Here is a 24811-nt window from a genome sequence, read left to right as displayed (position 1 = left end):
GCCATCATGCCGAATCTCGTCCTTTGTGGAGGGCCCCCTGGCGGGGCGCAGCCGGCGGGCGAGCCGCACCTCGCCAGGGCATGGCCGTGCTGTACGGGTTACCGAATGCCCTCCAAGTGCCACCTCGACGTCACCCGGACGGGTCAGCTCGCGAGGACGACCTTGCCGAGTTCTGCGGGACCGGACAGCAGCGGATGCCGGGGCAGGACCCGGACGGTGTAGCCCGCGGGTCCTGCGTGCGGCAGCGTCACCGACGCTTCGTAGCGGCCGCCTTCCGCCGGGTGCATCGACTCGGTGACGAAGTCGTGCAGCACGTCGCAGTCGTCCACGCGCCCCACCACCACCTCGACGTCCACATCGGACGGATCGAGCCCGGCCAGGTCGACCCGCGCCCGCACCGTGACCTGCCCGCCGAGCAGCGGGGTGCCGCCGTCGTCGACGGACATCTCGGCGTCGCTGATCCGCACCCAGGTCCAGGCTGCCTGCAACCGGGCGCGGTAGTCGGCGATCTCCCGCGCCCCGCGGTAGTCATCCGCGGTGACGGCCCGCGCCGACCGCGCGGCTGGCATGTAGTGGTTGTCGACGTACTCGCGGATCATCCGCGACGCCTGCACGCGCGGCCCCAGCGTCGCCAGGGTGTGCCGCACCATCGACATCCACTTTCCGGGCACGCCGTCGGTATTGCGCTCGTAGAACATCGGGGCGACGTGGTCGGAGATCAGCTCGTACAGGGCCGCGGATTCCAGGTCGTCGCGCCGGTTCGGGTCGCTGACCCCGTCGGCGTTCGGGATGGCCCAGCCGTTGTGGCTGTCGAACATCTCGTCCCACCAGCCGTCCCGCACCGACAGGTTCAGGGCACCGTTGAGCGCCGCCTTCATCCCCGAGGTGCCGCACGCTTCCAGCGGGCGCACGGGATTGTTCAGCCACACGTCGCAACCGGACACCAGGTACTTGGCCAGCGACATGTCGTAGTCCGGCAGGAACGCAATGCGGTGCCGCACATCGGCCTGGTCGGCGAAGCGCACGATCTGCTGGATCATCGCCTTGCCGCCCTCGTCGGCGGGGTGCGACTTCCCGGCGACCACGATCTGCACCGGGCGGTCCGCGTCGAGCAGCAGCTCCCGCAGCCGCTCGGTGTCGCGCAGCATCAGCGTGGCCCGCTTGTAGGTCGGAACCCGGCGGGCGAAGCCGATGGTCAGCACGTCCGGGTCGAAAACCGTGTCGCACCAACCGAGTTCCAGGTCCGACGCGCCACGCCGCAGCCACGCGGTACGCAGCCTGCGACGCACCTCGTCCACCAGGCGTTGGCGCAGCGAGCAGCGCAGTTCCCACAGCAGCGAGTCGCTGACCGGCTCGATGCCGCGCAGCCCGGCACCGCTGTCCATTTCGGACTCGCCGAGCAGTTTGCCCAGTTCCCGCGCCGACCAGGTCGGCCCGTGCACGCCGTTGGTGACCGAGCGGATCGGGATCTCCTCGGTGCCGAAGCCCGGCCACAGGTTGCGGAACATCTTGCGGATGACCTTGCCGTGCAGCTCGGAAACGCCGTTGGCGCGCTGCGCGAGCCGCAGCCCCATGTGGGCCATGTTGAACATGCCCGGGTTGTCCTCGGCGCCCAGCGCGAGCACCCGGTCCGTGGGCACGCGGGGCAGCAGCGCCTGTTCGGAGCCGTCGCCGAAGTAGTGCCGGACCAGGTCGACCGGGAAGCGGTCGATCCCGGCCGGGACCGGGGTGTGCGTGGTGAACACCGTCCCGGCCCGCACCGCGGCCACCGCCTGGTCGAACTGCAGGCCCGGCGATTCCAGCAGCTCGCGGGTCCGCTCCAGGCCCAGGAACCCGGCGTGGCCCTCGTTGGTGTGGAACACCTCGGGCTGCGGGTGCCCGGTCAGCTCGCAGTAGGCGCGGACCGCGCGCATGCCGCCGATCCCGGCGAGGATCTCCTGGCGGATCCGGTGCTCGGCGTCGCCGCCGTAGAGCCGGTCGGTGGTGCCGCGCAGGTCGTCGTCGTTCTCCGGCAGATCGCTGTCCAGCAGCAGCAGCGGAACCCGCCCGACCTGCGCCTTCCAGATCCGGGCGTGCAGGGTGCGACCGGCGGGCATCGCGACCCGCACCTGCAGGGGCAGCCCGGCCGGCTCGGTCAGCATCTCCAGCGGCAGGCCGCGCGGATCCAGCACCGGGTAGTGCTCGACCTGCCAGCCCTCCGCGGACAGCGACTGCCGGAAGTACCCGGACCGGTACAGCAGCCCGACCCCGATCATCGGCACGCCCAGGTCGGAGGCCGACTTCAGGTGGTCGCCGGCCAGCACCCCGAGTCCGCCGGAGTAGTTCGGCAGAGCCTCGGTGAGGCCGAACTCCATCGAGAAGTAGGCGATCGAGACGGGCAGCCCGGCGTCCTCATCCTGCCGCTGCTGGTACCAGCGCGGCACCGCCAGGTACCGGCGCAGGTCGTCGTCGACGGCCCGGGTGCGAGCCAGGAAGTCCTGGTCGCCGGCCAGCTGCCGCAGCCGCTCGGCGGGCACCTCGGCGAGCAGCCGCAGCGGATCCGCCCCCGCCGACGACCACACCTGCGGGTCGACCGCCGCGAACAGGTCCTGGGTCGGCGGATGCCAGGCCCAGCGGAGGTTGGTCGCCAGCGTGCCGAGCGCGCTCAACGGCTCGGGCAGGTGGGCACGCACGGTGAAGCGGTGGACTGCTCTCACAGCAGCGGACCATATCTTGGAACGCGGCGGCCCGTTCGCGGAAGTACCAGCCCTGCCGCCACTCGTGGCCGATGGGAAGCTTGGCTGCGTGCGCGCGATTGGGCTGGTGGCGTTGGTGATCTTGCTGATCGTCGGCGCTTGCACCGCGGCACCACCGCAACCGGCCCCTGTGGCCGATCACACGGTCGGCCCGTCGTTCGTGCACGGCACCGACCAAGGCGACACCGACCGGCTCGCGGCCACGATCGTCACCGACGTCCAGCGGTACTGGGCAGCGCAGTACCCGGCGGTGTTCGGCGTGCCCTGGCGGGACCTCGACGGCGGCTTCTTCTCGGTGGACACCAACGGCACCAGCGCCCCGCCGCCCTGCGCGGCCGATGTGAAGGACATCGAAGGCAACGCGTACTACTGCGCCACGGTCGACGCCATTGCCTGGGACCGCGCAGCGCTGGTCCCGGTCCTGCGAGAGCACTACGGCGACGCATCGGTTGCTGTGGTGCTCGCGCACGAGATCGGGCACGCGGTGCAGCGACGCGCCGGACTGCACGCCGATGGCGCTCCGATGCGTCTCGAAGCGATGGCGGACTGCTACTCGGGTTCGTTCATCCGCTGGGTCGTGGACGGTCACGCCGAGCACCTACGCATCAACCCCGAGCAACTGGACCGGGCGATGCGCGCGCTCATCGTCTTCCGCGACCCGGTGAGCACGAACAACACCGACACCCACGGCACCGCATTCGACCGCATTTCGGCCTTCCAGAGCGGATTTCTCGACGGCCCGCGACGCTGCGCGGACGTGACCGGAACATCGCTGGCGGAACCAGCGCCGGACGATCCGAACAAACCGCTGGACGACGTCCTGCGCACCGATCGCATCTCCGGCTACTTCGGCGCTCTCGTCACACAGCGCGGCGGGCGGTGGACGCCACCTGCCGTCCGCTCAGCACCCGGATGTCCCGAAACAACCGGCCCCGCGCAGTTCTGCGCGCAACCCCCGACGATCGTCGTCGACCGCGCAGCGCTGGCCGGACCGCATCGCAGCATCGGCGACCAGGCCGTCACCACGCTGCTCACCTCCCGGTTCGCGCTGGCCGCCCTCACCGAACTCGGCCGCCCCACCACCGGAGCCGAAGCGGGCAAGCAGATCGCCTGCCTCACCGGCGCTTACACGGCTGCGCAACCAGCGCTGTCGGCGGGTGACCTCGACGAAGCCGTCACGATCACACTCGAATCCGACGAAGTCTCCCGCGACGCGCACGGCGCGAACCCGCTAACAGGATTCGACCGCATCGCGGCCTTTCGCACCGGAGCTCTCGGCGACGCGGCAGCCTGCGGCTGATCAGGACTTCGCGGCGTAAGCGGCTTCCTGTCATCCGGCCGGCCCGGGATCCGCCGAGATCGCACGTGGGTCGATCTCGCAACCGATAGGCTGCTTCCGGCATCGGGCGGCTCAGGGCCGGCCCGGTGGCAGGAGGACTTCGGTCAGCAGGATGGGGCGCGGCAGTGGTACCGGTATCGACAAGAAACCGACGGCGGCAGCGGATCCTCGGTCCCGCTGTCTCGGTGCTCGCGTGCATCGCCCTCGTCGGCGGGTGCTCGCAGGTGGTCAGCGGCACCCCAACGACGCTCGGCGGCTATTCGACCACCGAAGTCGCCGGCCTGCCCGCCAGCAACGGTCCCAGCGGTCCCAAGGACGGCGCACCGGAGTCGTCATTACCGGTGGAGGGCACCGACAACGGCGCGATGGACAAGCTCGCGCGCAACGCGGTCGCCGACATCGACACCTACTGGAGCGAGACCTTCCCGAAGGCCTTCCCCGGCAAGCGCTTCGCGCCGGTCAAGCGGTTGGTGTCCTACGACTCGGGCGGCCCCGGAATCCAACTGTGCGGGGAGAACACCACCGGCGTGGTCAACGCGTTCTACTGCCGGCCGGAGGATTTCATCGCGTGGGACCGCAGCACCCTGCTCCCGGAGCTAAACAACAGCTTCGGGCCGATGGCCGTGGTGACGGTGCTCGCGCACGAGATGGGGCACGCCGTGCAGCACCGCGCGGGCACGGCCACCTCGAACGACCAGGTGATCGTGCTGGAGCAACAGGCGGACTGCTTCACCGGCGCGTACTTCCGGCACGTCGCCGAGGGATCCTCGAAGTACTTCCAGGTTTCCACCGGCGAAGGCCTCAACCAGGTCATGGGCGTGCTGAACTTCATCCGGGACTCCCCGGGTGATTCCGACTTCCGGGACGGAAGCGCGCACGGATCCGCGTTTGACCGGGTCACGGCGTTCCAGTTCGGCTTCAGCGAGGGCCCGCAGCGCTGCGCCAAGATGGACTTCAGCGACGTCCAGAAGCGCACCACGCTCTTCCAACGCTCTTCCAGGCGTGGAAACCGATCCAGAAGCAGGACACCGATCTCCCGGTGGACCAGAAGAGCCTCAACGCAGTGGAGCAGAGCCTGCACACGGTGTTCCGCGACACCGGCGCCGAGCCGCCCAAGATCGTCACGGAGCTGAAGCCGTGCGGTCGCGAGCAGGCCACCTCACCTGCGTCCTACTGCCCGAGCACGAACACGATCTCGTTGGACATTCCAGCCCTGCAGAAGATCGCCCAACCGCCGAGCAAGAGCGGGGACACCAGCGGCTACGGCGATTTCGCCGCATACGCCCAGGTGGCGTCGAGGTATGCGCTGTCGGTGCAGAAGGCCGCGGGCCTGCCGCTGGACGACGAGGCCGCCGGCCTGCGCACCGCCTGCATGGTCGGTTCGTGGAGCGGGCTGCTGGTCGAGGACCCGATCGGGCAGCGCAACCCCGTCGGCAACCTGCGGATCGTGCCGGACGACATCGACGAGGGGGTGTCCGCGCTGCTCGGCGCGGACAGCCTGATCGCGGCGAACGTCCGCGGCGACCAGGTGCCCGTCGGGTTCGCGCGGGTGGAGGCGTTCCGGGTCGGCGTCCAGCAGGGATTCGCCCCGTGCAGCACCAAGTACGGCGGCTGAGCCGACGGAACCTGCGGTGTCGCACCGATTTTCGGGGCGACACCGCTTTTCTTTTCGCCGGAACAACCCGAACTGGTCACGGACGTCCTTCGGACATGGCCCTCGAACGGAATCTTGACTGGGACGGCCTCCTCAACGCACGGGACCTCGGCGGTCTCTGCGTAGGCGCGGAGCGGAGAACCCGTTGGGGTGCGGTGGCTCGCTCAGAAGACCCGGCCGCGCTCACCGCGGCAGGCTGGTCGGCGCTCCAGCGGCACGGCATCCGCACGATCATCGACCTCACCGGGGACGACGAACGCGAGCCGGACGCGGCCCCGCGACCGCCGGAGCTGACGACGGTGCGCCTGCCGCTCGACGACTACTCGGACACCGAGTTCTGGGAGCAGTGGGGCGGCGGGATTTCCTACACCCCGCTGTACTACCAGCCGTTCCTGGACCGGTTCCCGCAGCGCGTTGCGGAAGTGTGCCGCGCGATCGCGCGGGCCGAGCCGGGCGGTGTGCTGGTGCACTGCGGCGGTGGCCGGGACCGCACCGGCCTGATCGTTCTCGTGCTGCTGGTCCTGGTCGGCGCTGATCCGGCGGACATCGCCTCGGACTACGCGTTCAGCCACGTTCGCCGTGCCGAATTGTGCGCCCGGGTGGGGCTGGGCGACGACACCCCTAAGATCAGGCAGCTCATCGCCCAGCACGGCACCAGCGAGGACGAACTGATCCGCGAGGCCGCGACCTCGCGCGACATGGCGGTGCATCTGCGCTCCGGCGGCCTCTCCGAGGCGGATCTGACTGCATTGCGCGACAGGCTGATCGCCTAACCGATCGCCGACGAACCCCAAGCCGGCTGGGCGCGCGGAGGCACCCATCTCCAGGAAAAGGAAGGAGCGGCGATTTCGCTCGAAATCGCCGCTCCCCTTGCGTCCTGGACTCAGAACAGGGCGCTGGCGAGCGCCCTGCGGGCCGCCGCGACCCGGTCGTCGCCCTCCGGGAAGACCTCGAACATCTCGATCAGGTGCCGACGGATCCGGTCCCGGTCGTCGCCGGAGGTGCGTTTGACCGCGCGGATCAGCCGGTCGAAGCCCTCCGCAACCCGCCCGACGGCGACCTCCGCGTCGGCGGCGGCGAGCTGGGCGTCGATGTCCTCCGGGGCCGCGTCGGCGCGCTCGATCGCGGCCGGGTCGGCCTGCTCGGCGCGCGCCGTGAAGCGGACCTGCGACAGCGCCGCCTTGGCCTGCTCGTTGTTCGGCTCGGAGGCGAGGATCTGCTGGTAGGCGTCCTCAGCGGCGGCGTAGTCGCCGCGCTCCAGCGCGTCCTCGGCGGCGGTGAACCGCGGGTCCTCGGGCACCTCGGCGGCCGGCTCGACGCCCTCTTCGGCGGCGCGGATGCCGGGCATCTGGTCGCGCAGGGCGTTCAGCAGCGAATCGATCCACTGGCGGATCTGCGGTTCCGGGAGAGCACCGGCGAAGGCGTCCACCGGCTGCCCACCGGCGATCGCGATGACCGTGGGCACCGACTGCACCTGGAACAGCTGCGCGATGCGCGGGTTCGCGTCGACGTCGATCTTGGCCAGCACCCAGGCGCCGTTGGCCTCCCGGGCGAGTCGTTCGAGCACCGGGGAGAGCTGCTTGCACGGACCGCACCAGGTCGCCCAGAGGTCGACGACCACGGGCACCTGCATGGACTTCTCGACGACCTCGGCCTGGAAGGTGGCCTCGGTCACGTCGATCACCGCAGCAGTCGCCGACCCCGCATCGCTTCCGCCGTTGGCTGCGGGCGCCTGAGTGGCGGCCCTAGCGGTTGCTTCGGCCCGGTTCTTCAGGGCCGACAGGTCGACTGCGCCCGCCATCGCGGCGGACAGAGCTGCTGCGTTCTGGCGTGGATCCGGCCTCGTCACGCCTCCATCCTGACACGTCCCGCTGGCTGCGTGACGGCTGGGCGGTGAATGTTCCGCGACTCAGGACACCGAGCAACCAAAATCGCCATGCCGACGAAGTTCCTAGATCAAACCGAAGCAGCGAACGAGTGTCGCTCGAACAGGTGGCAAGGCCGGTTCGGTCCTAAGGTTCGGCGGACCCGATCACCGAAGGGGAAGGCGGAGCCCGCGAGGGACGGTTGTTTTCTCGCGGGTCTGCGGGGCCTCCAAATGGGGGACCTTCAGCCAGTTGTTCAACGAGAGGTTCGAAACAGTGCGTATTGCTACCCGTGTTGCGGGTGTCGCCGGTGCCGCCACCCTCGGCGTCCTGACCCTCGGCAGCGCCGCGTTCGCGGACAGCGCCGACAACGACGGCATCAACGCCGCCGACGACAACAACATCAGCGCCGCCGCGGTGCAGTTGTGCGGCAACAACATCGGCGCTCTGATCGGCGTCGTCGTGCCGGTCTTTTCACCGCAGGTCAACAACTGCGTTAACGCGCCGATCGTCGACCACCCGAAGGCCGGGCTCTGACCACAGCAACACCGGACCGGGGGCGGCTGCGAAGCCGCCCCCGGTCTCTTGCTGTGCCTACTCCCCGCGCAGGTGCTCCTCGACCCGGCGCACCTTCGCGTGCAGCTGGCCGGTGTGCCCGGGACGGATGTCGGCCTTCAGCACGAGGCTGGTGCGCGGCGCGTTGGCCGACGCGGCCTCGGTGGCGCGCTTCACCACGTCCATCACCTCGTCCCACTCTCCCTCGATCGTGGTGAACATCGAGGTCGTCTCGTGCGGCAGCCCGGACTCCCGCACCACCTTGACCGCGGCCGCGACCGCTTCGCTGACACTGTCGCTGTCCCCGACCCCGCTCGGGGCCACGCTGAACGCAACCAGCACGTCTACTCCTCCATTCCGTCCGCACCGCCGTCCGACGGTCGACACGATCATGTCCGACGCTGCGGCGGTTCCGCAGATTTCGAACGCCTCAGCACCACAGCGGTGAACTCGCCGGTAACCGCTGCTAGCGTCGAACACCATGAGCACCCGTAGCCCACTGCCCTTCGACCCCATCGCTCGCGCGGCCGAGAACTGGGCCGACCGGGTAGGCCCGTCGACGACGATGGCCGCAGTGACGAGCGTGATGCGGGTCCAGCAGATCCTGCAATCGGCGGTCGACAGCGCGTTGCGACCGCACAACCTGACGTTCGCCCGCTACGAGGCGCTGGTGCTACTGACCTTCTCGCGGCGCGGCAGCCTCCCAATGCGCGTCATGGGCGACCGGCTCCAGCTGCACCCGACCAGCGTCACCAACATCGTCGACCGGCTGGAGCAGGACAGCCTGGTCCGGCGGGTGCCGCACCCCACGGACCGGCGCACCACCCTGGTGGAGATCACCGAGGACGGTCGAGACCTGATGAAGAAGGCGACCGAGTCGGTCACCGAAATCGACTTCGGGTTGCGCGGCATCACCGAACGGCAGACCCAGCAGCTCACCGAACTACTCGGCAAGGTGCGGCACGCGGCCGGGGACTTCTGAGTCAGTTCAACTCGCGCAGCGCGTACCGGACCCGGCCCCAGAACGTCGGCTCGTCCGAATCCGATTCGGCCAGCAGCCCGCGACGGTTCGCCCAGCGCTCGAACCACACCGACGCCAGCGGCGGGATCGACGCCACCAGCGCCAGGACGAGCACCCCGAACCGCCAGCGCAGCGGGCTGAACACGACGAGGCAGGTCGCCACGTAGGCGGTGAACACCAGCCCGTGGACCCAGCCCATGACCGTCACGCCGAGCGGCTGCTGCAGACCGTACTTGAACGCCATCGCCACCAGCAGACCGACCCACGAGAACGCCTCGGCGATCGCCACCGCCCGGAACCACCCGGCATACGTACGCGGCACGTCAAACCCACTTCCGTTCCAACGGCACTCCCCTGCGAGTGTGCCGGGTGTCGCCGATCACACCGCCCCCGGTCCGCTACGCGCGGGTCTGGTGGTCGACCCAGGCCAGGTAATCGGGGTTGCCGCCGACGATCGGCGTGGCGATGATCTCCGGCACGTCGTAGCTGTGATTGGCCCGGAGGTGCTCGACCAGCGCGGCGAGCCGCCCGGCGGAGGTCTTGATCTGCAGCTGCCATTCGGCGTCGTCCTGCGCCGCGCCCTCCCACACGTAGAAGCTGCGGATGGGCACGACCTACACGCACGCCCCCAGCCGCCCCTCGACGACACCGCGTGCCAACTCGGCGGCCGCCTGCTCCGAGTCGGTGGTGGTCACGACCTGCACATGATCAGCCATGAGTTCAGGGGAGCCCGCAATCCGCCGCGGAGCCGCTGACCGGAAGGTCGCTGCGCTCGCTGTGCTAGCACTGGACAACCTTGTCAAGCCCCGCCGGTTCACCGTCGTTCCAGACGCCGCCGAGGTCAATGCGGATCGCCGTTCTTGTCCGGTGTCGACACCTCGACGCGGCGTTCAGCCGCGCCGAATTCCGCCGTCCGCCGACTTGACCGCCCTGCGGGTCCGGAGACTTTCCCCTCGGCCCCGCCCGGGTGCGAGCAAGGGAACCTTCCTGTCACCCCGGATCGGGAAAACCGCAGCATGGGAACCTTCCTGTCATCCTCTGGCCCGGTGGGCGCGCGCTGGACGGAGTTCGGCGGGTGTGCGGATGGGAACCTTCCGGTCACCTCCGGCCCCCGGATCGCGGCGGTGGGTGCTGGTCCGATCGACGGATGTTCCGGGGCCAGGTGCAGGCAGAATCGGCCGGTTCCATTGACAGGCGCCGACGGGTCGCGATCCAATGCCGCTCGTCATGACAACGTTGTCTCAATCCGGGAACGTCCGACGCGCCACGATGAACGATGTGGCGCGGTTGGCGGGCGTGAGCATCAAGACCGTTTCGCGGGTCGTCAACGCCGAGAACGGCGTGCATCCGGCGACCGCGGAGCGGGTGCTGGCCGCCATCGACCAGCTCGGGTTCCGCCGCAACCTCAGCGCCCGCAACCTCCGCCGGGGCACCGGGACCGGCACACTGGGCCTGGTGCTGGAGGACCTGGCGAACCCGTTCTACTCGGTGCTGACCCGCGCCGTCGAGGAAGTCGCGCGGGTGCAGGGCAAGCAGGTGCTGACCGGCTCGTCCGATGAGGACCCGGCTCGGGAACGCGAGCTGGTGCTGGAGTTCTGCGCCCGCCGGGTCGACGGGCTGCTCGTAGTTCCCGCCGGTCACCAGCACGGGTACATCGCGCACGAGATCAACGCCGGTACGCCGGTGGTGTTCGTGGACCGGCCGCCGGGCAACCTCGACGCCGACACAGTGTTGATCGACAACGCCGGCGGCACCGCGCTCGCCGCACGCCACCTGGCCGAACACGGGCACCGCGAGATCGCGTTCCTGGGCGACGCCCTGGAAATCCACACGGCCGCCGAGCGGTTGCGCGGTTTCCGGGAAGGTTGTGCGCAGGCCGGGGTGCCGTTCTCCCCCGACCTGGTCCTGATGGGCCCGCACACCTACGAGTCGGTAGCGCAGGCATTGCGTTCCACGTTGCGTCGCGCGACCGCGCTGGTGACCGGCAACAACCGGATCACCATCCACGCCCTGCGGGCGCTGGCCGGGCAGCCGTCGCGCCCGGCGCTCGTCGGCTTCGACGACTTCGAGCTCGCCGACCTTCTCGATCCGCCGATCAGCGTGGTCACCCACGACACGTGGGCACTGGGGCGGTCGGCGGCGGAGTTGCTGTTCGCGCGGTTGGACGGCGACCGCACCCCACCACGTCGCAGGGTCGTTCCCACTCGCCTGCTGGCAAGAGGTTCCGGAGAGGTAACACGTTGAGTACTGTCCACAATGATCAGACCGGCCCGGCGTCCGTGATCGCCCTGCCGTCCAACCAGCCCCGCCAGTTCTACCGGGGCGGTGCGTCAATCGCCGCGCTGCGCGGCGGAGGCGACGACCAGAAGTTCGGCCCGGAGGACTGGGTCGCATCCACCACGACGCGCTTCGGCCAGGCCGAATCGGGCCTGTCGCGCCTGCCGGACGGGCGTTGGCTGCGGGACGCGGTTACCGCCGACCCCGACTCGTGGTTGGGGGCCGAGCACGTGGCGGCCTTCGGCGACAGCACCGCGCTGCTGGTCAAGCTGTTGGACGCGGGGCAGCGGCTGCCGGTGCACTGCCATCCTTCGGACGCCTTCGCCCGGCAGCACCTGGGTTCCCGGTTCGGCAAGACCGAGGCGTGGATCGTGATCGGCACCTCCGGCGCGAACCCGGTGGTGTACCTGGGTTTCCGCGATGACGTCGCGCCGGAGGTGGTCGCCGAGTGGGTGGCCACCCAGGATTCCTCGGCGATGCTTGGTTCGCTCAACGAGATCCGCGTACGGCCAGGCGACACCGTGCACGTTCCCGCCGGCACGCCGCACGCCATCGGCGAGGGCGTGTTCATCGTCGAGTTGCAGCAGCCGACGGACTTCTCGATCACGTTGGAGTGGCAGGGGTTCCTGGCCGATGCCGAAGGCGCGTTCCTCGGCCTGGACCAGCGGACCGCGCTCGAAACCCTCAACCGATCCGGTTTCGACGACTCGGTCCTGAATTCGCTGATCAAGCGCACCGCGGACGAGGTCGCCCCGCGTGTTCCGCTGCTGGCCGAGGACGCCGCCCCGTTTTTCCGCGCCGACCGGCTGCACGGCACCGTCGAGCTCGAACCGTCCTTCGGCGTGCTCGTCGTGCTGGACGGCAGCGGGAAGTTGCGCTCCGGCGGCGTCGACCTGCCGCTGCACCGCGGCAGCACCGCCGTCGTCCCGCATTCCGCCGGGGCCACCCAGCTCGAAGGCGACCTCACGGTGGTGCACTGCCGCCCGCCGGGGGCCGGGAGCCCGAGATGACCGAACCGCTGTTGGAGGCTCGCGATCTGGTCAAGCGCTACGGGAGCGTGGAGGCGCTGCGCGGCGCGTCGTTCACAGTTCGTCAGGGCGAGGTCGTCGCCCTCGTCGGGGACAACGGTGCGGGCAAGTCGACGCTGGTGAAATGCCTTTCCGGGGTGGAGCAGCCGGATTCGGGGCAGATCCTGGTCTCCGGCAGGCCGGTGACGCTCGACTCCCCCGCCGCCGCCCGGGCGCACGGCATCGAGACCGCCTACCAGGACCTTGCGGTGGCACCGGACCTCGACCCGGCCGCGAACCTGTTCCTGGGCCGGGAGATCCGGCGGCCCGGGCTGCTCGGTCGGCTCGGCATGCTGGACAAGGCGAAGATGCGCACGCGGGCCGCCGAGCAGTTCGCCAAGTTCGGGGTGTCGCTGCAAGACCTTTCGGTTCCGATCGGCTCGTTGTCCGGTGGGCAGCGGCAGAGCGTCGCCGTGGCGCGCTCGGTCGCATGGGCGGACAAGCTCGTGTTCATGGACGAGCCCACCGCCGCGCTGGGTGTCGTGCAGCGAAAACGCGTGCTGGACGTGATCCGCCGGGTCCGCGACACCGGCATCTCGGTGGTGCTGATCAGCCACAACATGCCGGAGGTCCTGTCGGTCTCGGATCGCGTCGAGGTGTTGCGCCTCGGGCGGTTCAGCGCCGCGGAAGCGACCTTGGAAGACCTGGTCGGTGCCATGACCGGTGCACTGTCGCAGGAGGACGCGAGCTGATGGCCACCGAGCAGAGAACCCAGAAATCCACTGTGGACGCGGATGTGGCCGCGCCGGCCAAGAGGCTCGGCGCGCGGCTGACCGCCTCGAACACGCTGTGGACGGGCTTGGTGCTTGTCGCGCTGTGCGTGCTGTTCAGCGCGATCCGCCCGGACGCCTTCCCGACCCTGTTCAACGTGCAGAACCTGCTGGTGCAGGCGGCTCCGCTGCTGATGCTCGCCGTAGGCATGACCTTCGTGATCATCACCTCCGGCATCGACCTGTCGGTGGGTTCGGTGCTGGTGTTCGCCGGTGTCGTGTCCGCGATGATCATGGAATGGCTCAGCGGCGGCGACGCCACGAACGCCGGTTGGGGCGTGATCTTGATCGGCCTGCTGGTCGCGCTGGTCGGCGGCGCGCTGTGGGGCCTGCTCAACGGGCTGCTCGTGGCCGTCGCCCGGGTCCCGGCGTTGATCGTCACGCTCGGCTCGTTCGGCGCGGCACTCGGTGCCGCCCAGCTGCTCACCAACGGCATCGACGTGCGCACCGTGCCCGGTGCGCTGCGGAAGACCCTCGGCACCGGCACGTCGTTCGTCGTGGTACCGAACCTCGTGATCCTCGCGGCGGTGATCACGCTGCTGGCGCTCTGGCTGCTGCACACCACGGCCTTCGGCCGCTACACCTACGCGATCGGCTCGAACGCCGAGGCCGCCCGCCGCAGCGGCATCAAGGTCACTCGCCACCTGGTCGCCATCTACACCTTGACCGGGATGCTGGCCGGGCTGGCCGGGTTCATGTCGCTGGCCTATTTCGGCACCACCACGATCAGCGGCCACAGCAACGACAACCTGAACGCGATCGCGGCCGTCGTGCTGGGCGGGACCAGCCTGTTCGGCGGCATCGGCACCGTGGTCGGCAGCGTCATCGGCGTGTTCATCCCCGCAGTGCTCGACGCCGGGTTCGTGATGGCCGGGGTGCGGCCGTTCTGGCAACCGATCGCGGTCGGCGCGGTCCTGGTCGCCGCGGTGTGGCTGGACCAGCGCAGACGGCGGGCGCGAAACAGCCGCTGACCTCTCTCGATCATCGGCACAACGGCGTGTGGAGGTAGAACCCTGATGAGAACGCACATGACCGCGCTGGCGCTGGGGACGGTGCTGCTGCTGGCCGGTTGCGGATCAGGCCAGATCGGGGACACCGGCAGCGGGCAGACCGACCCCAACAACAAGAACCTCGCCCTGATCACCGGGATGCGCGGCGAGCCGTTCTACGTGTCCATCGAATGCGCGGCGCAGCAGGAGGCCGCCGCGCAGGGCTACCAGCTGAACACGCAGGCCCCGGAGAAGTTCGAGCAGGCCGAGCAGTCGCAGATCCTGGGCGGCATCGTCAGCACCAAGCCCGGCGCGGTGATCATCGCCCCCACCGACGACAAGGCGCTGGCCGCGCCGCTGCAACAGGCCAGGAGCAACGGCATCCAGGTCGTCGAGGTCGACACCGCGCTGGAGGACCGCTCCATCGCGGTCACCTCGCTGTCCTCCGACAACTACGCGGGTGGCCAGCTTGCCGCGCAGACCCTGGCGAAGCTGGTCGGCGACAAGCCGGGATCGGTGCTGGCGCTGAACACGAAGGCGGGCACCTCCACCACCGATGAGCGGGCCAAGGGCTTCGAGGAGGAGATCGCCAAGCACCCGAACCTGAAGCTGCTGCCCACCCAGTACACCGAGAACGAACCGGCCACGGCCGCGCAGATCGTGTCGTCGACGCTGGCCGCGACGCCGGACCTGGTCGGCGTGTTCGGCACCAACCTCAACACCGGTGAGGGCGCTGCCACCGCGCTGTCCAACGCGGGCAAATCGGGGCAGGTGCAGCTGGTCGGCTTCGACGCCAGCCCCAAGCAGGTGGACGACCTGCGCAACGGCCGGGTCCAGGCGCTGATCGCGCAGAACCCCGGCAAGATCGGCCAGGAAGGCGTCCAGCGCGCGATCGCGGCGGTCAAGGGTCAGCCGGTCGAGCGGGAGACCCGCACCGAGATGATCGCCATCACCCGCGACAACATGGACCAGCAGGCGCAGTACTTCTACAAGTCCCACTGCTGATCCCCGGGGGCCGGGGCGGGGAGCCGGCTCCGGCCCCGGGGTGGGCACCGGTTCGCGGACTACCTTGGACGCATGGGCAAATACGGCGAACCCTTCCCCGGCCGGAAGCTGCAGCACGAGGGCGATCAGACCGGGATCTCGCGCGATCACGACCCCTGCGGGCCGCTGGACCTGGAAAGCGGTGTGGTGTTCCTCGCGCCACGCGAGCGCCCGGCCGACGACGAGCAGGACGAGACGGCTGGTCCGGCGGAGCTGCGCTGACAACGTCCGCTCGTCGGGGCGCAGTTTCAATTGAAACTGTCAACCAGCCCGGCCGCGGTGAGCGCTGAATGAGACCTGCCGCCGGCAGGCCAGACCGGGGCGGCACCGCGACGGCAGATGTCAGACGGATCCCGTTGAATTGCGTGCATGCCGAGGTGGGTGCTGCACATGGACATGGACGCGTTCTTCGCGTCCGTGGAGCAGCTGACCCGCCCCACCGTCCGGGGCCGCCCGGTACTCGTCGGCGGGCTCGGCCCGCGCGGCACCGTCGCCGGCGCCAGCTACGAAGCCCGGGAGTTCGGCGCGCGGTCCGCGATGCCGATGGCCGAGGCCCGTCGTCGCTGCCCGGTCGCGGTGGTGCTCCCGCCCCGGTTCCGCGTCTACCAGGCCGTCAGCAAGCGGGTGTTAGGCATCGTCCGGGAAGTTTCGGACGTCGTCGAGCAGGTTTCGGTCGACGAGGCATTCCTGGAACCGGCCGAACTCTCGGGGGCCGCCACGCCGCAGGTGGAGGACTTCGCCACGCAGCTGCGCGCGCGGGTGCACCGTGAGGTCGGCGTGACCGCATCAATCGGCGCGGGTTCCGGCAAGCAGCTCGCCAAGATCGCCTCGGGCCTGGCCAAACCGGACGGGATGCTCGTGGTGCCACCGGAGCAGCAACTCGAACTGCTGTCGGGGCTGCCGGTGCGCAAGATGTGGGGCATCGGGCCGGTAACGGAGTCGAAGCTGCACCGCATCGGCGTCCAGACGATCGGCGAGCTCGCCGCGCTGCGGCTGGGCGACGTGACGTCGCTGCTCGGGCAAGCGCACGGCACCGAATTGCACCGGCTCGCGCACGGCATCGACGAGCATCCGGTGGCCGAGCGCGCCGAAGCGAAGCAGGTCAGCGCCGAGACGACGTTCGACATCGACATCTCCGACCAGGTGAGGCTGCAGGCCGCAGGCCGCCGGTTGGTTTCGTCGGGGCGCGCCGCCCGCACCGTGACGATCAAGATCCGGGATTCCGGCTTCACCACGATCAGCCGCGCGGAAACGTTCGCGTCGGCGACCAGCGATCTCGGCGCCCTCTCCGCCGCGGCGCGGCGGCTGCTGCCCGTCGCCGTCCCGCCGGGCACCCCGGTCCGGCTGGTCGGCGTCTCCTACTCCGGGTTGGCGACCTCCGAACAGGAGCCGCTGTTCGACAACCCCGCCGACCGGCAGGAAGCCCCGGTTCCCGTCACGCAGCCGGTCGCCGAGCCGCGCATGGCTCCTTCGAGCCGGCACTGGCGGGCGGGCGACGACGTGCGGCACGACGAGTTCGGGCACGGCTGGGTGCAGGGCGCCGGGCACGGCCGGGTCACCGTCCGGTTCGAAACCGCCGTCAGCGGGCGCGGGGTGGCCCACACCTTCGCCACCGACGACGCGGCGCTGGCCTCAGCGGATCCGATCGACAGCCTCGGCTGGTAGCCGCGCTCAGGACTGCGGTGGCGGGAGCTGCCGCTTGTACTGGCCGACCCACTTCTGCGGGGCGATCGCCTGCACCGCCCCTTCCAGTTCCTTCGGCAGCCGGCTGAACGGCGGCAGGTGGAACCGGTAGCGCTCGCCGGGCAGTCCCGGCAGCGACGAGGCCTCCTCCACCCGCCAACGCTCCAGCTCCGGGTGCCGCGTCGCGAACCCCGGATCCGCTGGGTAGACCTCCAGCGCCCGGCGCCGCTCCGGTGCGACCGGACGCCGGTGCTGCACCCAGGGCAGCGTGCCAATCCCGACGGCCTTGATCTCGTCCCATGCGATGCCGAACACCTCGCCACGGGTGCGGACGTAGAAACCGCTGCGGTCGAAAAGGAAGCCTCGGCTGTTGAGCATGCCCCTGGAGGCGGTGATGAACCACAGGAAGATCACGCCGAAGACGAGTTGCCAGATCCACATGCCGACGCTGTTGCCGTTGTTGACCAGCACCGCCGCGATAAGCACCGTGAGCAGCCCGCTGATGCCGCCGCCGATGAGCAGCGCTTTGAAGCTGCTGGCGCTGACGTCGACGTCGTGCGCGTCGGCCCCCAGCAGCGTCGGCCGGTGCCCGCCGCCGGGCTGCACCCGGGTGGCGGGCTCCGGCCGACCGGCGCGCTCCGAGGTGTAGCGGGCGGTGCCGCGCGGGTGCGCCGGGACAGTCGCCCGCTCTTGCTCGACCCGGTCGTCCCGTTGCCATCCGCCTGGAAGCCACTTCATGTCGTCCAGGGTAGCCACGCCGCGGCTAGTTGATCACAATCGGTGCAGGATCTCCGGGTAGATCTCAGGGTCGGTCCGGGTCGGATCAGGCCTTGGGGACGTGCAGGATCAGGGCATCGCCCTGGCCCCCGCCGCCGCACAGCGCCGCCGCACCGATGCCACCACCACGCCGCTTGAGCTCCAACGCCAGATGCAACCCCAACCGCGCACCCGACATGCCGATCGGGTGACCCAACGCGATCGCACCACCGTTGACGTTGACCCTCTCCTCACCCACACCCAACGCACGAGCGGACACGATCCCCACCGCCGCGAACGCCTCGTTGATCTCCACCAGATCCAGACCCGCCACGTCGACCCCCTCCTTCACACACGCGGCCTTGATCGCATTCGACGGCTGCTCGTGCAAGCTCGCATCCGGACCCGCGACGACACCATGCGCACCGATCTCGGCCAACCAGCTCAACCCCAGCTCCTCAGCCCGGGCCTTGCTCATCACCACGACCGCCGCCGCACCATCGGAAATCTGCGACGCCGAACCCGCCGTGATCGTGCCATCCGCAGCAAACGCCGGACGCAACTTCGCCAACGTCTCAACCGTGGTACCGGCACGAATGCCCTCATCGGCATCCACCACCAACGGATCACCCTTACGACGCGGCACCTCAACCCCAGCGATCTCCTCCGGCACCTCAACCCCAGCGATCTCCTCCGCGAACACACCCCGCTCCACCGCCGCCGCGGCACGCCGGTGCGAACGAGCCGCGAACGCGTCCTGCTCCTCCCGCGTCACGCCATACCCAGCGTTGTACTTCTCGGTCGACAAACCCATCGCGACCTGGTCGAACGCACAGAACAACCCGTCATGGGCCAAGTGGTCGAGCAGCTGCACGTCGCCGTACTTGAAACCCTCCCGCGACCCGGTCAGCAAATGCGGCGCCTGCGTCATCGACTCCTGACCACCGGCCACCACGATCTCGAACTCACCCGCCCGGATCAGCTGATCAGCCAACGCGATCGCATCCAACCCCGACAAACACACCTTGTTGATCGTCAACGCCGGCACATCCATCGGGATACCCGCGGCCACCGCCGCCTGCCGCGCCGGGATCTGCCCCGCACCAGCGGTCAGCACCTGACCCATGATCGTGTACCCGACCTGATCCGGACGCACCCCAGCCCGCTGCAACGCCGCCCTGATCGCAACCCCGCCCAGCTGCGCACCGGAGAAGTCCTTGAGCGAGCCGAGCAACCGCCCCATCGGGGTCCGCGCACCCGCCACGATCACAGAACTACCCACCACTGCCTCCCGGTGCTTCTTCATCGCCTACCACGTCATCGATGCGTCGCAGCACCATCATGGCCCCGCGGGCATGCCCGGACCATACCTGCGGTGGCACCCGGTGCCGCCTGTGACGACCGCCATAAGCGGCCGGTGACAGGAAGGTTCCCTTCCTCACACCCGCCCGCCGGTCGGGGCGACAGGAAGGTCCCCTTCCTCCCTCCCGCAGCGCTGCGGTTGGTCAGCAGTTGCCGGTGCCGGTGGTGGTGTCGCAGAGGCTGGATTCCTCAGCCCAGGACAGCTTGGTGCGGGCGTTGACGCCGAGTTCCCGGGAGGCCGACACGTCGGTGACCGCGCCGGATTCGGCCTTCAGCCAGTACCGCACCTCGTACTTCTTGCCGCCTTCGGCGTAGGTGAAGACGTAGAAGGGCTCCGGGACCGGGGCGGGCCCGAAGTCGGGTGAGGTCCAGGCGTCCTCGCCCTGCGCCTTGCTCGGATCGACGTGCAGGCAGTCGTATTCGGCGGCTTCGTAGGTGCAGGTGCGCGGCTGCGCCCCGCCGTACCTGTTGACGCTGTCGTCCTTGGTCACGCCGTCGGCTTCCAGCCGGTGGTAGATCGACTCGCAGGCGCCGGCGGCGCAGGCGTGCCAATCCTTCCAAGCGGCGGCGCGGGCGCTCGCGGCGGTCGATCCGCCGTTGATCGCGGCGCAGTACTTGTTGACCATGTAAGGCGCCATCTTCTTCGCGGTACCGACCGAATCGATGGCGTTTGCGGCGGTTTCGCCGGCGCCGAGCCCGGCCGAGTCGAGCTGCCAGATGCCGACGCCGGGGTTGAAGAACAGGCCCTTCGCGCGCTTTTCGGGGTCGGCGAGGGAGGTCTGGGCGTCGTAGCGGGACAGGGTCATCGGCGACGGGGCCTCGCCGGATCCGGCCACTTCGGGCCAGGTCGTGGACAGCGTCAGGTTGGTGGCGGCCTGGGCGCTGATCGTGCAGCCCGCCGCCGCGGCTGCGGTCGCCGCGGCGGAACTCACCGCTTCGTACGGTTCGGCCCCGAACACCAGCGGCCCGGGAGCCACCCACGCCCGGTCTAGGCGCAGCTGGTCAGCCCTGGGGTTGTCGCCGCCTCCGCCACTGATCACGCCGTCGCCGCCGGCCGCCAGCGCGGCGGGAACACCGAGTCCGATGGTGAATCCGAGTGATGCCACCAGGATCGCGATCTTGCGGCCCGGTCCACGTTGCCTGCTGACCATGTTTGCCCCTCTCGCGTGAACCAGCCACATTGCTGGTCCGTAGCAAGGTCACCCGACTCCGCTCGTTGGGGCAATTCGATCTTCCGGATTTGGCGGTATTCCCGGAAATTGCGGCCGCGAGTTAGGCTGCCGCCATGCGAGCTGAATTGAGCGGTCTGGTCACGGCGGTGGACCACGTGGGCATCGCGGTAGCCGATCTGGACGCGGCCATCGCCTTCCAGCGCGACACCTTCGGCCTGCGGGTCACCCACTCCGAGGTCAACGAGGAGCAGGGGGTGCACGAGGCGATGCTGCGCGCGCCCGGCGACGCCACGGGTGCCACGCAGATCCAGCTGCTCGCGCCGCTGCGCGAGGATTCGGCGCTCGCGAAGTTCCTGGACCGCAACGGCCCCGGCCTGCAGCAACTCGCCTATCGGGTGACCGACATCGAGGCGGCCTCGGAGGCGATCCGCGCCAAGGGGTTGCGGCTGCTCTACGAAGAACCGCGCCGAGGCACGGCGAACAGCCGCATCAACTTCGTGCACCCGAAGGACGCCGGCGGCGTCCTCGTCGAACTGGTCGAGCCCGCCGAAGTCCACTAAGGATGCCGTCGAGGCCGTGAGCCTTTTGGGCTGCCACAGCAACCCAAAAGGCTCACGGCTGATGTCACGCCGGGAGCAGCAGCATGCGACGTTCGGCGATCTTCTCGACGGCCGCCCGGCTGTAGGCGAGCGGGAAGTACTTTCCGGTGCGCCAGGATTCGGCCAGGTCCCGGTAGTGCGGGTCATCCGGGTCGCCGGACTGGCCGGGGGTATTGACCGCGATCGACGAGTCCCAGTTCCCCACGTCGAGGACCATCCGGAACGACGGGCCGTTGGTCTGCCGGAAGTCCTTGGTCCGGTACGACGACTGGTTCACGGTGTCCGGCGAGCCCCCGCGCGGCAGCGGGCCGACGTTGAACCGGGCGCGATCGGAGTCGTCGAACGCCCCCGACGCCAGGTGCCCGAAGAAGCTGTGGTGCAGCTCGCCCCACCTCCAGTTCCCCTCGCCCCGCCCCAGCACTTCCTGCACCTCGGCGTAGGCGGAGCGCAGTGTGTCCAGCAGCAGCCGGTCGCGGGCCGCCGCGTCGGGCAGCCACCTGCCGGGCTTCTCCAACTCGCCCAGCAGCACCAACGTGTCGGCGTCCTCGATCACCTCGGCCGCCTTCGGCACCGCGGCGCGCACGAACCCCGGCCCGAGGTGCTTCGACAGCCACACCTCGAACAGTGCCGCGGCGTTCGAATCGGCGGCTTCCACGGCGTCCCACCCTCGCAGCAGGCGCAGCGCGCGGCGGAGGTCGGACTCGCCGCTGTCCAGATCGGACAGCAGCGCGATCAGCCGCCGGGCCGGGATGGACAGCTGGTCGTTCTGCAGCGCAGCGGAATCGGCCACGCTGTGCTTTTTCTGCCGCGAAAGGACCTCGACGATCCGCTGGTGCCGGAACGGGTTGGCCCACTCGAACCCGAGGCCCTTGTCCTGGTACTCCGGCGGCAGGTTGAACTGGTTCGCGGTGGCGATGAACCCGGCCGCCGGGTTGAGCTGACGCGGCAGGTCGTCACCGGAGTAGAAGCCGTTCCACTCGTAGCGGCCGTCGCCGGGCACCGGAAGCAGGCCGTCGTAGCCGACGCGTTTGGGCGCCAGGCCACCCGGCACCCAACCGATGTTGCCTTTCACGTCGGCGTAGACCTGGTTCTCCGTGGGCGCGCCCCAGTTGCGCATCGACTGGGTGAACTCGTCGAAGTCGCGGGCCCGCAGGTAGGAAACGCTGCCGAAGTACGGCGACATGCCCGGTTCCAGCCACCCCGTCCGCACCGCGTACGCCAGGTTCCGGTGCTCGTCCACGCGGATCACCGGCCCGTGCCTGGTGAAGGCCAGTTCGACGGTGCGCTCAGCCTCGTCGCGCACGGCCACCTTCTCGCGCAGGATCGTCATCGACTCCCACCCGTCGCGGTACCGGTAGCGGGTGTGGTCGGCCGGGTCGAGCTGGTAGACGTACAGGTCTTCCTGGTCCATCGGGAAGATGGTGAGCCCGAACGCGATGGTCCCGTTGTGCCCGATGGAGATCCCCGGCAGCGCCGGCTCGCCCGCGCCGATGACGTCCAGGCCGGGGGCGGACAGGTGCGCGATGTAGCGCAGCGACGGAGCCGAGTAGGCCCGGTGCGGGTCGTTGGCCAGGATGGGGCGTCCGGTGGCGGTCCGCTGCCCGCCGATCACCCAGTTGTTGCTGCCTTCGGTGGTCGCGTCGCGGAGCGCCCTGGTGATCGCGCCGTTGGTGAACTCGACCTCCTGGGTGGCCAGCTCGAAGACCTCGAGCACGTCCGCGGGCATCGCGCACGGGTCGAAGCCATCGGGCACGGTCGTCCGCCGATCGGGCTGCAGGCCCTGCCGGACCAGGTCGGCGTCCACCCCGGCGGCGCAGGCCACCTTGGCGCGCTTGACCTCGCTGGTCAGATTGCGGGTGAGGCCGTGGCTGCGGATGCGCACCACGTCCTCCGGTTCCCACCGGGCGGGAACGTAGTCGAGGATGCCGAACTCGGGCGGCAGCTTCTCCGGGTGCTCGTCCAGCCAGTCCAGGTAGGCGTTGATCCCGGCGGTGAACTGCGTCGCGATCCGCTGCGCGTCCTTGGCGTAGCGCGCCCATTCCACGTCCATGTCGCCCCGGTAGAGGAACAACCTGGTGGCGTGGTCCTGCTCGGCGTAATCCGGGCCGAGCACCTCGGCGAGCTGCCCGAGGCCGCGGCGGCGCCACAGGTCGATCTGGAACAGTCGCTGCCGCGCGGCGTTGAAGCCCTGGGCGAGGAAGACGTCGTCCTCGCTGGTCGCGTAGAGGTGCGGGACGCCGTAGCGGTCCTCGATCAACTCCACCGAAGCCCGCAGCCCCCGCACCCGGTAGTGCGGGTCGCCGGCGGCCGAGCCGCTGGGAGTCGCATCCGCCGTCGCCATCACACCGGCTCCGGCGATACCGACTGCTGTCGCCACGAGCCCTTGCCGTCTGGAAAACCGAATCCGCCCAACACCCGCCACCACAACCTCCCGCATCGGCCAACTGCAGGAAGTTCTAGCGCGGGCAACATTCTTTCACAAGAGTGAAAGAACTTCGGGATCAGTTCGGCGAAGCCGCGAAAAAATGAACGCCGAGGCGCAACGTCAGAAGATCAGGCGGGCTTGAACTTCCGCGGCTTACCGACGCCCAGCTCCAGCGCCCTCGCGATGAAGCTGATCTCGCGGTCCAGCTCGTCGTCGTGCGCGCCGTGCCGGGCCACCGAGTGCCGGTGGTTGACCACCCGGGCCAGCAGCACGGCGGCGGTGTCGATGTCGCAGCTGACCGGCCCCGGCGGCAGCGCCAGCTCGATCACCCGGCGGATCAGCTCCACCACCGTCCCGAACCGCCGCTGAAGCGCCTGCCGCACCGCGACGTGCGTGTCCGCCTCCCGCCACAGCAGGTGGCTGAGCAGCAACGACGACTCCAGCCGCGCGTCCAGCTCGCCGACCAGCCGGCGCAGGCTGCCCGCGACATCGCCCCGGACCGCCACCCGATCGGATTCCACCAGGTCCTCGGGCAGGCGCTCCACCAGCGCCGTCAGCAGGTCCTGCTTGCGCCGGAAGTAGTAGTGGATCAGTCCTTTGGGGACCTCGGCCCGCTCGGCGATCCGGGAGGTGGGCGTGGCGTCGAAGCCGTGGTCGGCGAACAGCTCGCCGGCCGCGGCCAGGATGCGCTCCCGCGCGGACGCGCCCTGATCGCCCTGCGCCGCCTCGACGATCTCGTCCGAAGTGGACGGCCGCTTGCGGGCGCCGCGATCACCCGGTGCCTGCGCCATGAATCCGACCTCCACCTTCCGGCCGGCTTCCACCGGGCGAGTTGACCAAAAAAACGCGCGGCCCGGACGTTACCGCCGGACCGCGCTGTGTCGCACTCGTGAGTGGTCGTGGTCGTTCGAGCGACCACCTAGTGCTGGCCGGCCACCCCGCGGTTTGCGGCGTTGGCCTCGGGTAATGCGGCGGCACCGGCGATGACGGCCAGGACGCCGACGATCCAAGAAGTCCACGAGGCTCCCGTGAACATGCTGTAGCCGAGGACCCACGGCGATATGAACAGCAGCACACCCAACAGCATGTGGCTGTATTCGCTGGTCATCGACCCCGGCACGGCGAGCGACCACACGCTCGCGATCAGCAGCAGCGCGCCCAGCACGATCATCGCGGACATCGCCGACCCGTTCGTCGACGTCCACATTGTCGCGAGGATCAGATAGGCGCCCAGCACCACTCCGGCCCAGTCCTGCCAGCGGATCCACGGTTTGACAGTCGAACCGCTCGACCTATCGGCCACGTCGATCACCTCCACTGCACCCGACTTGAATCTCCATCTTCGCTCTTGGTTGGCCAGCCGGTCAAGAGTCCACTTCCCGCGGTTTCGCCCTGCTCGCCACTCCCGCCGACGGACTAGGATCGCCCCCGCTGGGTGACCACCGACACGCCGCGGCGAAACCTCGTCCGGGGTGCTCATCGGAGGGTTCCGCGCCGG

General features: G+C 69.6%; 24 protein-coding genes and 1 pseudogene. 14 read left to right on the top strand and 11 right to left on the bottom strand.

Annotated elements, in window-relative coordinates; translation table 11 throughout:
* Nucleotides 1-143: 143 nt before the first annotated feature.
* Nucleotides 144-2696 carry an alpha-glucan family phosphorylase gene (gene glgP, locus SSPN_RS0101235; protein ID WP_010305451.1) on the bottom strand — a complete coding sequence of 851 codons (2553 nt, stop codon included), beginning with the start codon at nt 2694-2696 and terminating at the stop codon, nt 144-146.
* 88 nt (nt 2697-2784) lie between these two features.
* Here glgP and SSPN_RS0101230 point away from each other — a divergent pair, with 88 nt between their 5' ends.
* From SSPN_RS0101230 to SSPN_RS0101220, 4 genes are all read left to right on the top strand, one after another.
* Complete coding sequence (locus SSPN_RS0101230) at nt 2785-4035, top strand: neutral zinc metallopeptidase (protein ID WP_143539749.1); 1251 nt, start codon at nt 2785-2787, stop codon at nt 4033-4035.
* Nucleotides 4036-4259: 224 nt separating this feature from the next.
* Nucleotides 4260-5207 (top strand): neutral zinc metallopeptidase, encoded by a 948-nt coding sequence (locus SSPN_RS59080; protein ID WP_237710410.1) that lies wholly within the window; start codon nt 4260-4262, stop codon nt 5205-5207.
* On the top strand, nt 5114-5689 hold the full coding sequence (locus SSPN_RS59075) for a neutral zinc metallopeptidase (RefSeq protein ID WP_237710409.1): 576 nt from the start codon (nt 5114-5116) through the stop codon (nt 5687-5689). Before SSPN_RS59080 ends, SSPN_RS59075 begins: the two co-directional genes overlap by 94 nt.
* A gap of 95 nt (nt 5690-5784) precedes the next feature.
* Nucleotides 5785-6501, top strand: coding sequence for a tyrosine-protein phosphatase (locus tag SSPN_RS0101220; protein ID WP_029534846.1), 717 nt, complete (start codon nt 5785-5787; stop codon nt 6499-6501).
* Nucleotides 6502-6611: 110 nt separating this feature from the next.
* Here SSPN_RS0101220 and trxA read toward each other — a convergent pair whose 3' ends face one another.
* On the bottom strand, nt 6612-7529 hold the full coding sequence (gene trxA, locus SSPN_RS0101215) for a thioredoxin (RefSeq protein WP_029534845.1): 918 nt from the start codon (nt 7527-7529) through the stop codon (nt 6612-6614).
* Between the two features lie 340 nt (nt 7530-7869).
* On the opposite strand from trxA, the gene SSPN_RS41955 reads away from it, so the two are divergent.
* Nucleotides 7870-8130, top strand: a complete 261-nt coding sequence (locus tag SSPN_RS41955; RefSeq protein WP_187764709.1) for a hypothetical protein — start codon at nt 7870-7872, stop codon at nt 8128-8130.
* 57 nt (nt 8131-8187) lie between these two features.
* Here the strand turns inward: SSPN_RS41955 and SSPN_RS0101205 are convergent, their stop codons facing one another.
* A complete protein-coding gene (locus tag SSPN_RS0101205) occupies nt 8188-8490 on the bottom strand; it encodes an MTH1187 family thiamine-binding protein (RefSeq protein ID WP_010305429.1) in 303 nt (100 codons plus the stop codon).
* A 139-nt stretch (nt 8491-8629) separates the two neighbouring features.
* On the opposite strand from SSPN_RS0101205, the gene SSPN_RS0101200 reads away from it, so the two are divergent.
* Complete coding sequence (locus SSPN_RS0101200; protein WP_010305424.1) at nt 8630-9130, top strand: MarR family winged helix-turn-helix transcriptional regulator; 501 nt, start codon at nt 8630-8632, stop codon at nt 9128-9130.
* A gap of 1 nt (nt 9131) precedes the next feature.
* On the opposite strand, the gene SSPN_RS0101195 is transcribed toward SSPN_RS0101200, so the two are convergent.
* The gene (locus tag SSPN_RS0101195) at nt 9132-9491 is read right to left on the bottom strand and encodes a DUF3817 domain-containing protein (protein WP_029534844.1); all 360 of its coding nucleotides are present in this window, start codon (nt 9489-9491) and stop codon (nt 9132-9134) included.
* Nucleotides 9492-9567: 76 nt separating this feature from the next.
* Nucleotides 9568-9885, bottom strand: a pseudogene (gene cutA / locus SSPN_RS41950) (divalent-cation tolerance protein CutA).
* 553 nt (nt 9886-10438) lie between these two features.
* On the opposite strand from cutA, the gene SSPN_RS0101185 reads away from it, so the two are divergent.
* The 7 genes from SSPN_RS0101185 to SSPN_RS0101155 all read left to right on the top strand — a co-directional run bounded on the left by SSPN_RS0101185 (nt 10439) and on the right by SSPN_RS0101155 (nt 16981).
* Nucleotides 10439-11413: a LacI family DNA-binding transcriptional regulator gene (locus tag SSPN_RS0101185; protein WP_010305409.1), complete on the top strand. Its 975-nt coding sequence runs from the start codon at nt 10439-10441 to the stop codon at nt 11411-11413.
* Nucleotides 11410-12456 (top strand): class I mannose-6-phosphate isomerase, encoded by a 1047-nt coding sequence (locus SSPN_RS0101180; RefSeq protein ID WP_237710408.1) that lies wholly within the window; start codon nt 11410-11412, stop codon nt 12454-12456. The genes SSPN_RS0101185 and SSPN_RS0101180 overlap by 4 nt, the downstream gene beginning before the upstream one ends.
* A complete protein-coding gene (locus tag SSPN_RS0101175) occupies nt 12453-13205 on the top strand; it encodes an ATP-binding cassette domain-containing protein (protein ID WP_010305404.1) in 753 nt (250 codons plus the stop codon). The genes SSPN_RS0101180 and SSPN_RS0101175 overlap by 4 nt, the downstream gene beginning before the upstream one ends.
* Complete coding sequence (locus tag SSPN_RS0101170; protein WP_010305401.1) at nt 13205-14254, top strand: ABC transporter permease; 1050 nt, start codon at nt 13205-13207, stop codon at nt 14252-14254. The genes SSPN_RS0101175 and SSPN_RS0101170 overlap by 1 nt, the downstream gene beginning before the upstream one ends.
* A gap of 45 nt (nt 14255-14299) precedes the next feature.
* Nucleotides 14300-15277, top strand: coding sequence for an ABC transporter substrate-binding protein (locus SSPN_RS0101165; protein ID WP_029534843.1), 978 nt, complete (start codon nt 14300-14302; stop codon nt 15275-15277).
* A 72-nt stretch (nt 15278-15349) separates the two neighbouring features.
* Nucleotides 15350-15538, top strand: a complete 189-nt coding sequence (locus SSPN_RS0101160) for a hypothetical protein (protein ID WP_010305395.1) — start codon at nt 15350-15352, stop codon at nt 15536-15538.
* A gap of 147 nt (nt 15539-15685) precedes the next feature.
* Entirely contained in the window at nt 15686-16981 is a 1296-nt protein-coding gene (locus SSPN_RS0101155; protein WP_044572444.1) for a DNA polymerase IV, read from the top strand.
* A gap of 6 nt (nt 16982-16987) precedes the next feature.
* Here SSPN_RS0101155 and SSPN_RS0101150 read toward each other — a convergent pair whose 3' ends face one another.
* The 3 genes from SSPN_RS0101150 to SSPN_RS0101140 form a co-directional block, all read right to left on the bottom strand.
* Nucleotides 16988-17755 (bottom strand): hypothetical protein, encoded by a 768-nt coding sequence (locus SSPN_RS0101150; protein ID WP_010305389.1) that lies wholly within the window; start codon nt 17753-17755, stop codon nt 16988-16990.
* Between the two features lie 67 nt (nt 17756-17822).
* Complete coding sequence (locus SSPN_RS0101145; RefSeq protein WP_029534841.1) at nt 17823-19037, bottom strand: acetyl-CoA C-acetyltransferase; 1215 nt, start codon at nt 19035-19037, stop codon at nt 17823-17825.
* A gap of 223 nt (nt 19038-19260) precedes the next feature.
* On the bottom strand, nt 19261-20268 hold the full coding sequence (locus tag SSPN_RS0101140) for a hypothetical protein (protein ID WP_010305383.1): 1008 nt from the start codon (nt 20266-20268) through the stop codon (nt 19261-19263).
* 134 nt (nt 20269-20402) lie between these two features.
* On the opposite strand from SSPN_RS0101140, the gene mce reads away from it, so the two are divergent.
* Entirely contained in the window at nt 20403-20849 is a 447-nt protein-coding gene (gene mce / locus SSPN_RS0101135; protein ID WP_010305380.1) for a methylmalonyl-CoA epimerase, read from the top strand.
* Between the two features lie 64 nt (nt 20850-20913).
* Here mce and SSPN_RS0101130 read toward each other — a convergent pair whose 3' ends face one another.
* From SSPN_RS0101130 to SSPN_RS0101120, 3 genes are all read right to left on the bottom strand, one after another.
* Nucleotides 20914-23265 carry a penicillin acylase family protein gene (locus SSPN_RS0101130; protein WP_237710407.1) on the bottom strand — a complete coding sequence of 784 codons (2352 nt, stop codon included), beginning with the start codon at nt 23263-23265 and terminating at the stop codon, nt 20914-20916.
* Nucleotides 23266-23441: 176 nt separating this feature from the next.
* Complete coding sequence (locus tag SSPN_RS0101125) at nt 23442-24104, bottom strand: TetR/AcrR family transcriptional regulator (RefSeq protein WP_029534839.1); 663 nt, start codon at nt 24102-24104, stop codon at nt 23442-23444.
* A 128-nt stretch (nt 24105-24232) separates the two neighbouring features.
* Nucleotides 24233-24631 (bottom strand): SPW repeat protein, encoded by a 399-nt coding sequence (locus tag SSPN_RS0101120; RefSeq protein WP_010305372.1) that lies wholly within the window; start codon nt 24629-24631, stop codon nt 24233-24235.
* Nucleotides 24632-24811: the final 180 nt, after the last annotated feature.

The organism is Saccharopolyspora spinosa NRRL 18395 (assembly GCF_000194155.1).
Classification (GTDB): Bacteria; Actinomycetota; Actinomycetes; order Mycobacteriales; family Pseudonocardiaceae; genus Saccharopolyspora; species Saccharopolyspora spinosa.
Note: the sequence above shows the minus strand (reverse complement) of the source record. Positions and strands in the feature narration are given on the sequence as shown.

Bases quoted from the DNA above. Each gene is read 5' to 3' on its own strand.
- SSPN_RS0101220 (WP_029534846.1), top strand. From the start codon at position 5,785: ATGGCCCTCGAACGGAATCTTGACTGGGACGGCCTCCTCAACGCACGG.
- trxA (WP_029534845.1), bottom strand. From the start codon at position 7,529: ATGGCGGGCGCAGTCGACCTGTCGGCCCTGAAGAACCGGGCCGAAGCA.
- SSPN_RS0101200 (WP_010305424.1), top strand. From the start codon at position 8,630: ATGAGCACCCGTAGCCCACTGCCCTTCGACCCCATCGCTCGCGCGGCC.
- SSPN_RS0101185 (WP_010305409.1), top strand. From the start codon at position 10,439: ATGAACGATGTGGCGCGGTTGGCGGGCGTGAGCATCAAGACCGTTTCG.
- SSPN_RS0101175 (WP_010305404.1), top strand. From the start codon at position 12,453: ATGACCGAACCGCTGTTGGAGGCTCGCGATCTGGTCAAGCGCTACGGG.
- SSPN_RS0101170 (WP_010305401.1), top strand. From the start codon at position 13,205: ATGGCCACCGAGCAGAGAACCCAGAAATCCACTGTGGACGCGGATGTG.
- SSPN_RS0101165 (WP_029534843.1), top strand. From the start codon at position 14,300: ATGAGAACGCACATGACCGCGCTGGCGCTGGGGACGGTGCTGCTGCTG.
- SSPN_RS0101160 (WP_010305395.1), top strand. From the start codon at position 15,350: ATGGGCAAATACGGCGAACCCTTCCCCGGCCGGAAGCTGCAGCACGAG.
- SSPN_RS0101155 (WP_044572444.1), top strand. From the start codon at position 15,686: ATGCCGAGGTGGGTGCTGCACATGGACATGGACGCGTTCTTCGCGTCC.
- SSPN_RS0101140 (WP_010305383.1), bottom strand. From the start codon at position 20,268: ATGGTCAGCAGGCAACGTGGACCGGGCCGCAAGATCGCGATCCTGGTG.
- mce (WP_010305380.1), top strand. From the start codon at position 20,403: ATGCGAGCTGAATTGAGCGGTCTGGTCACGGCGGTGGACCACGTGGGC.
- SSPN_RS0101125 (WP_029534839.1), bottom strand. From the start codon at position 24,104: ATGGCGCAGGCACCGGGTGATCGCGGCGCCCGCAAGCGGCCGTCCACT.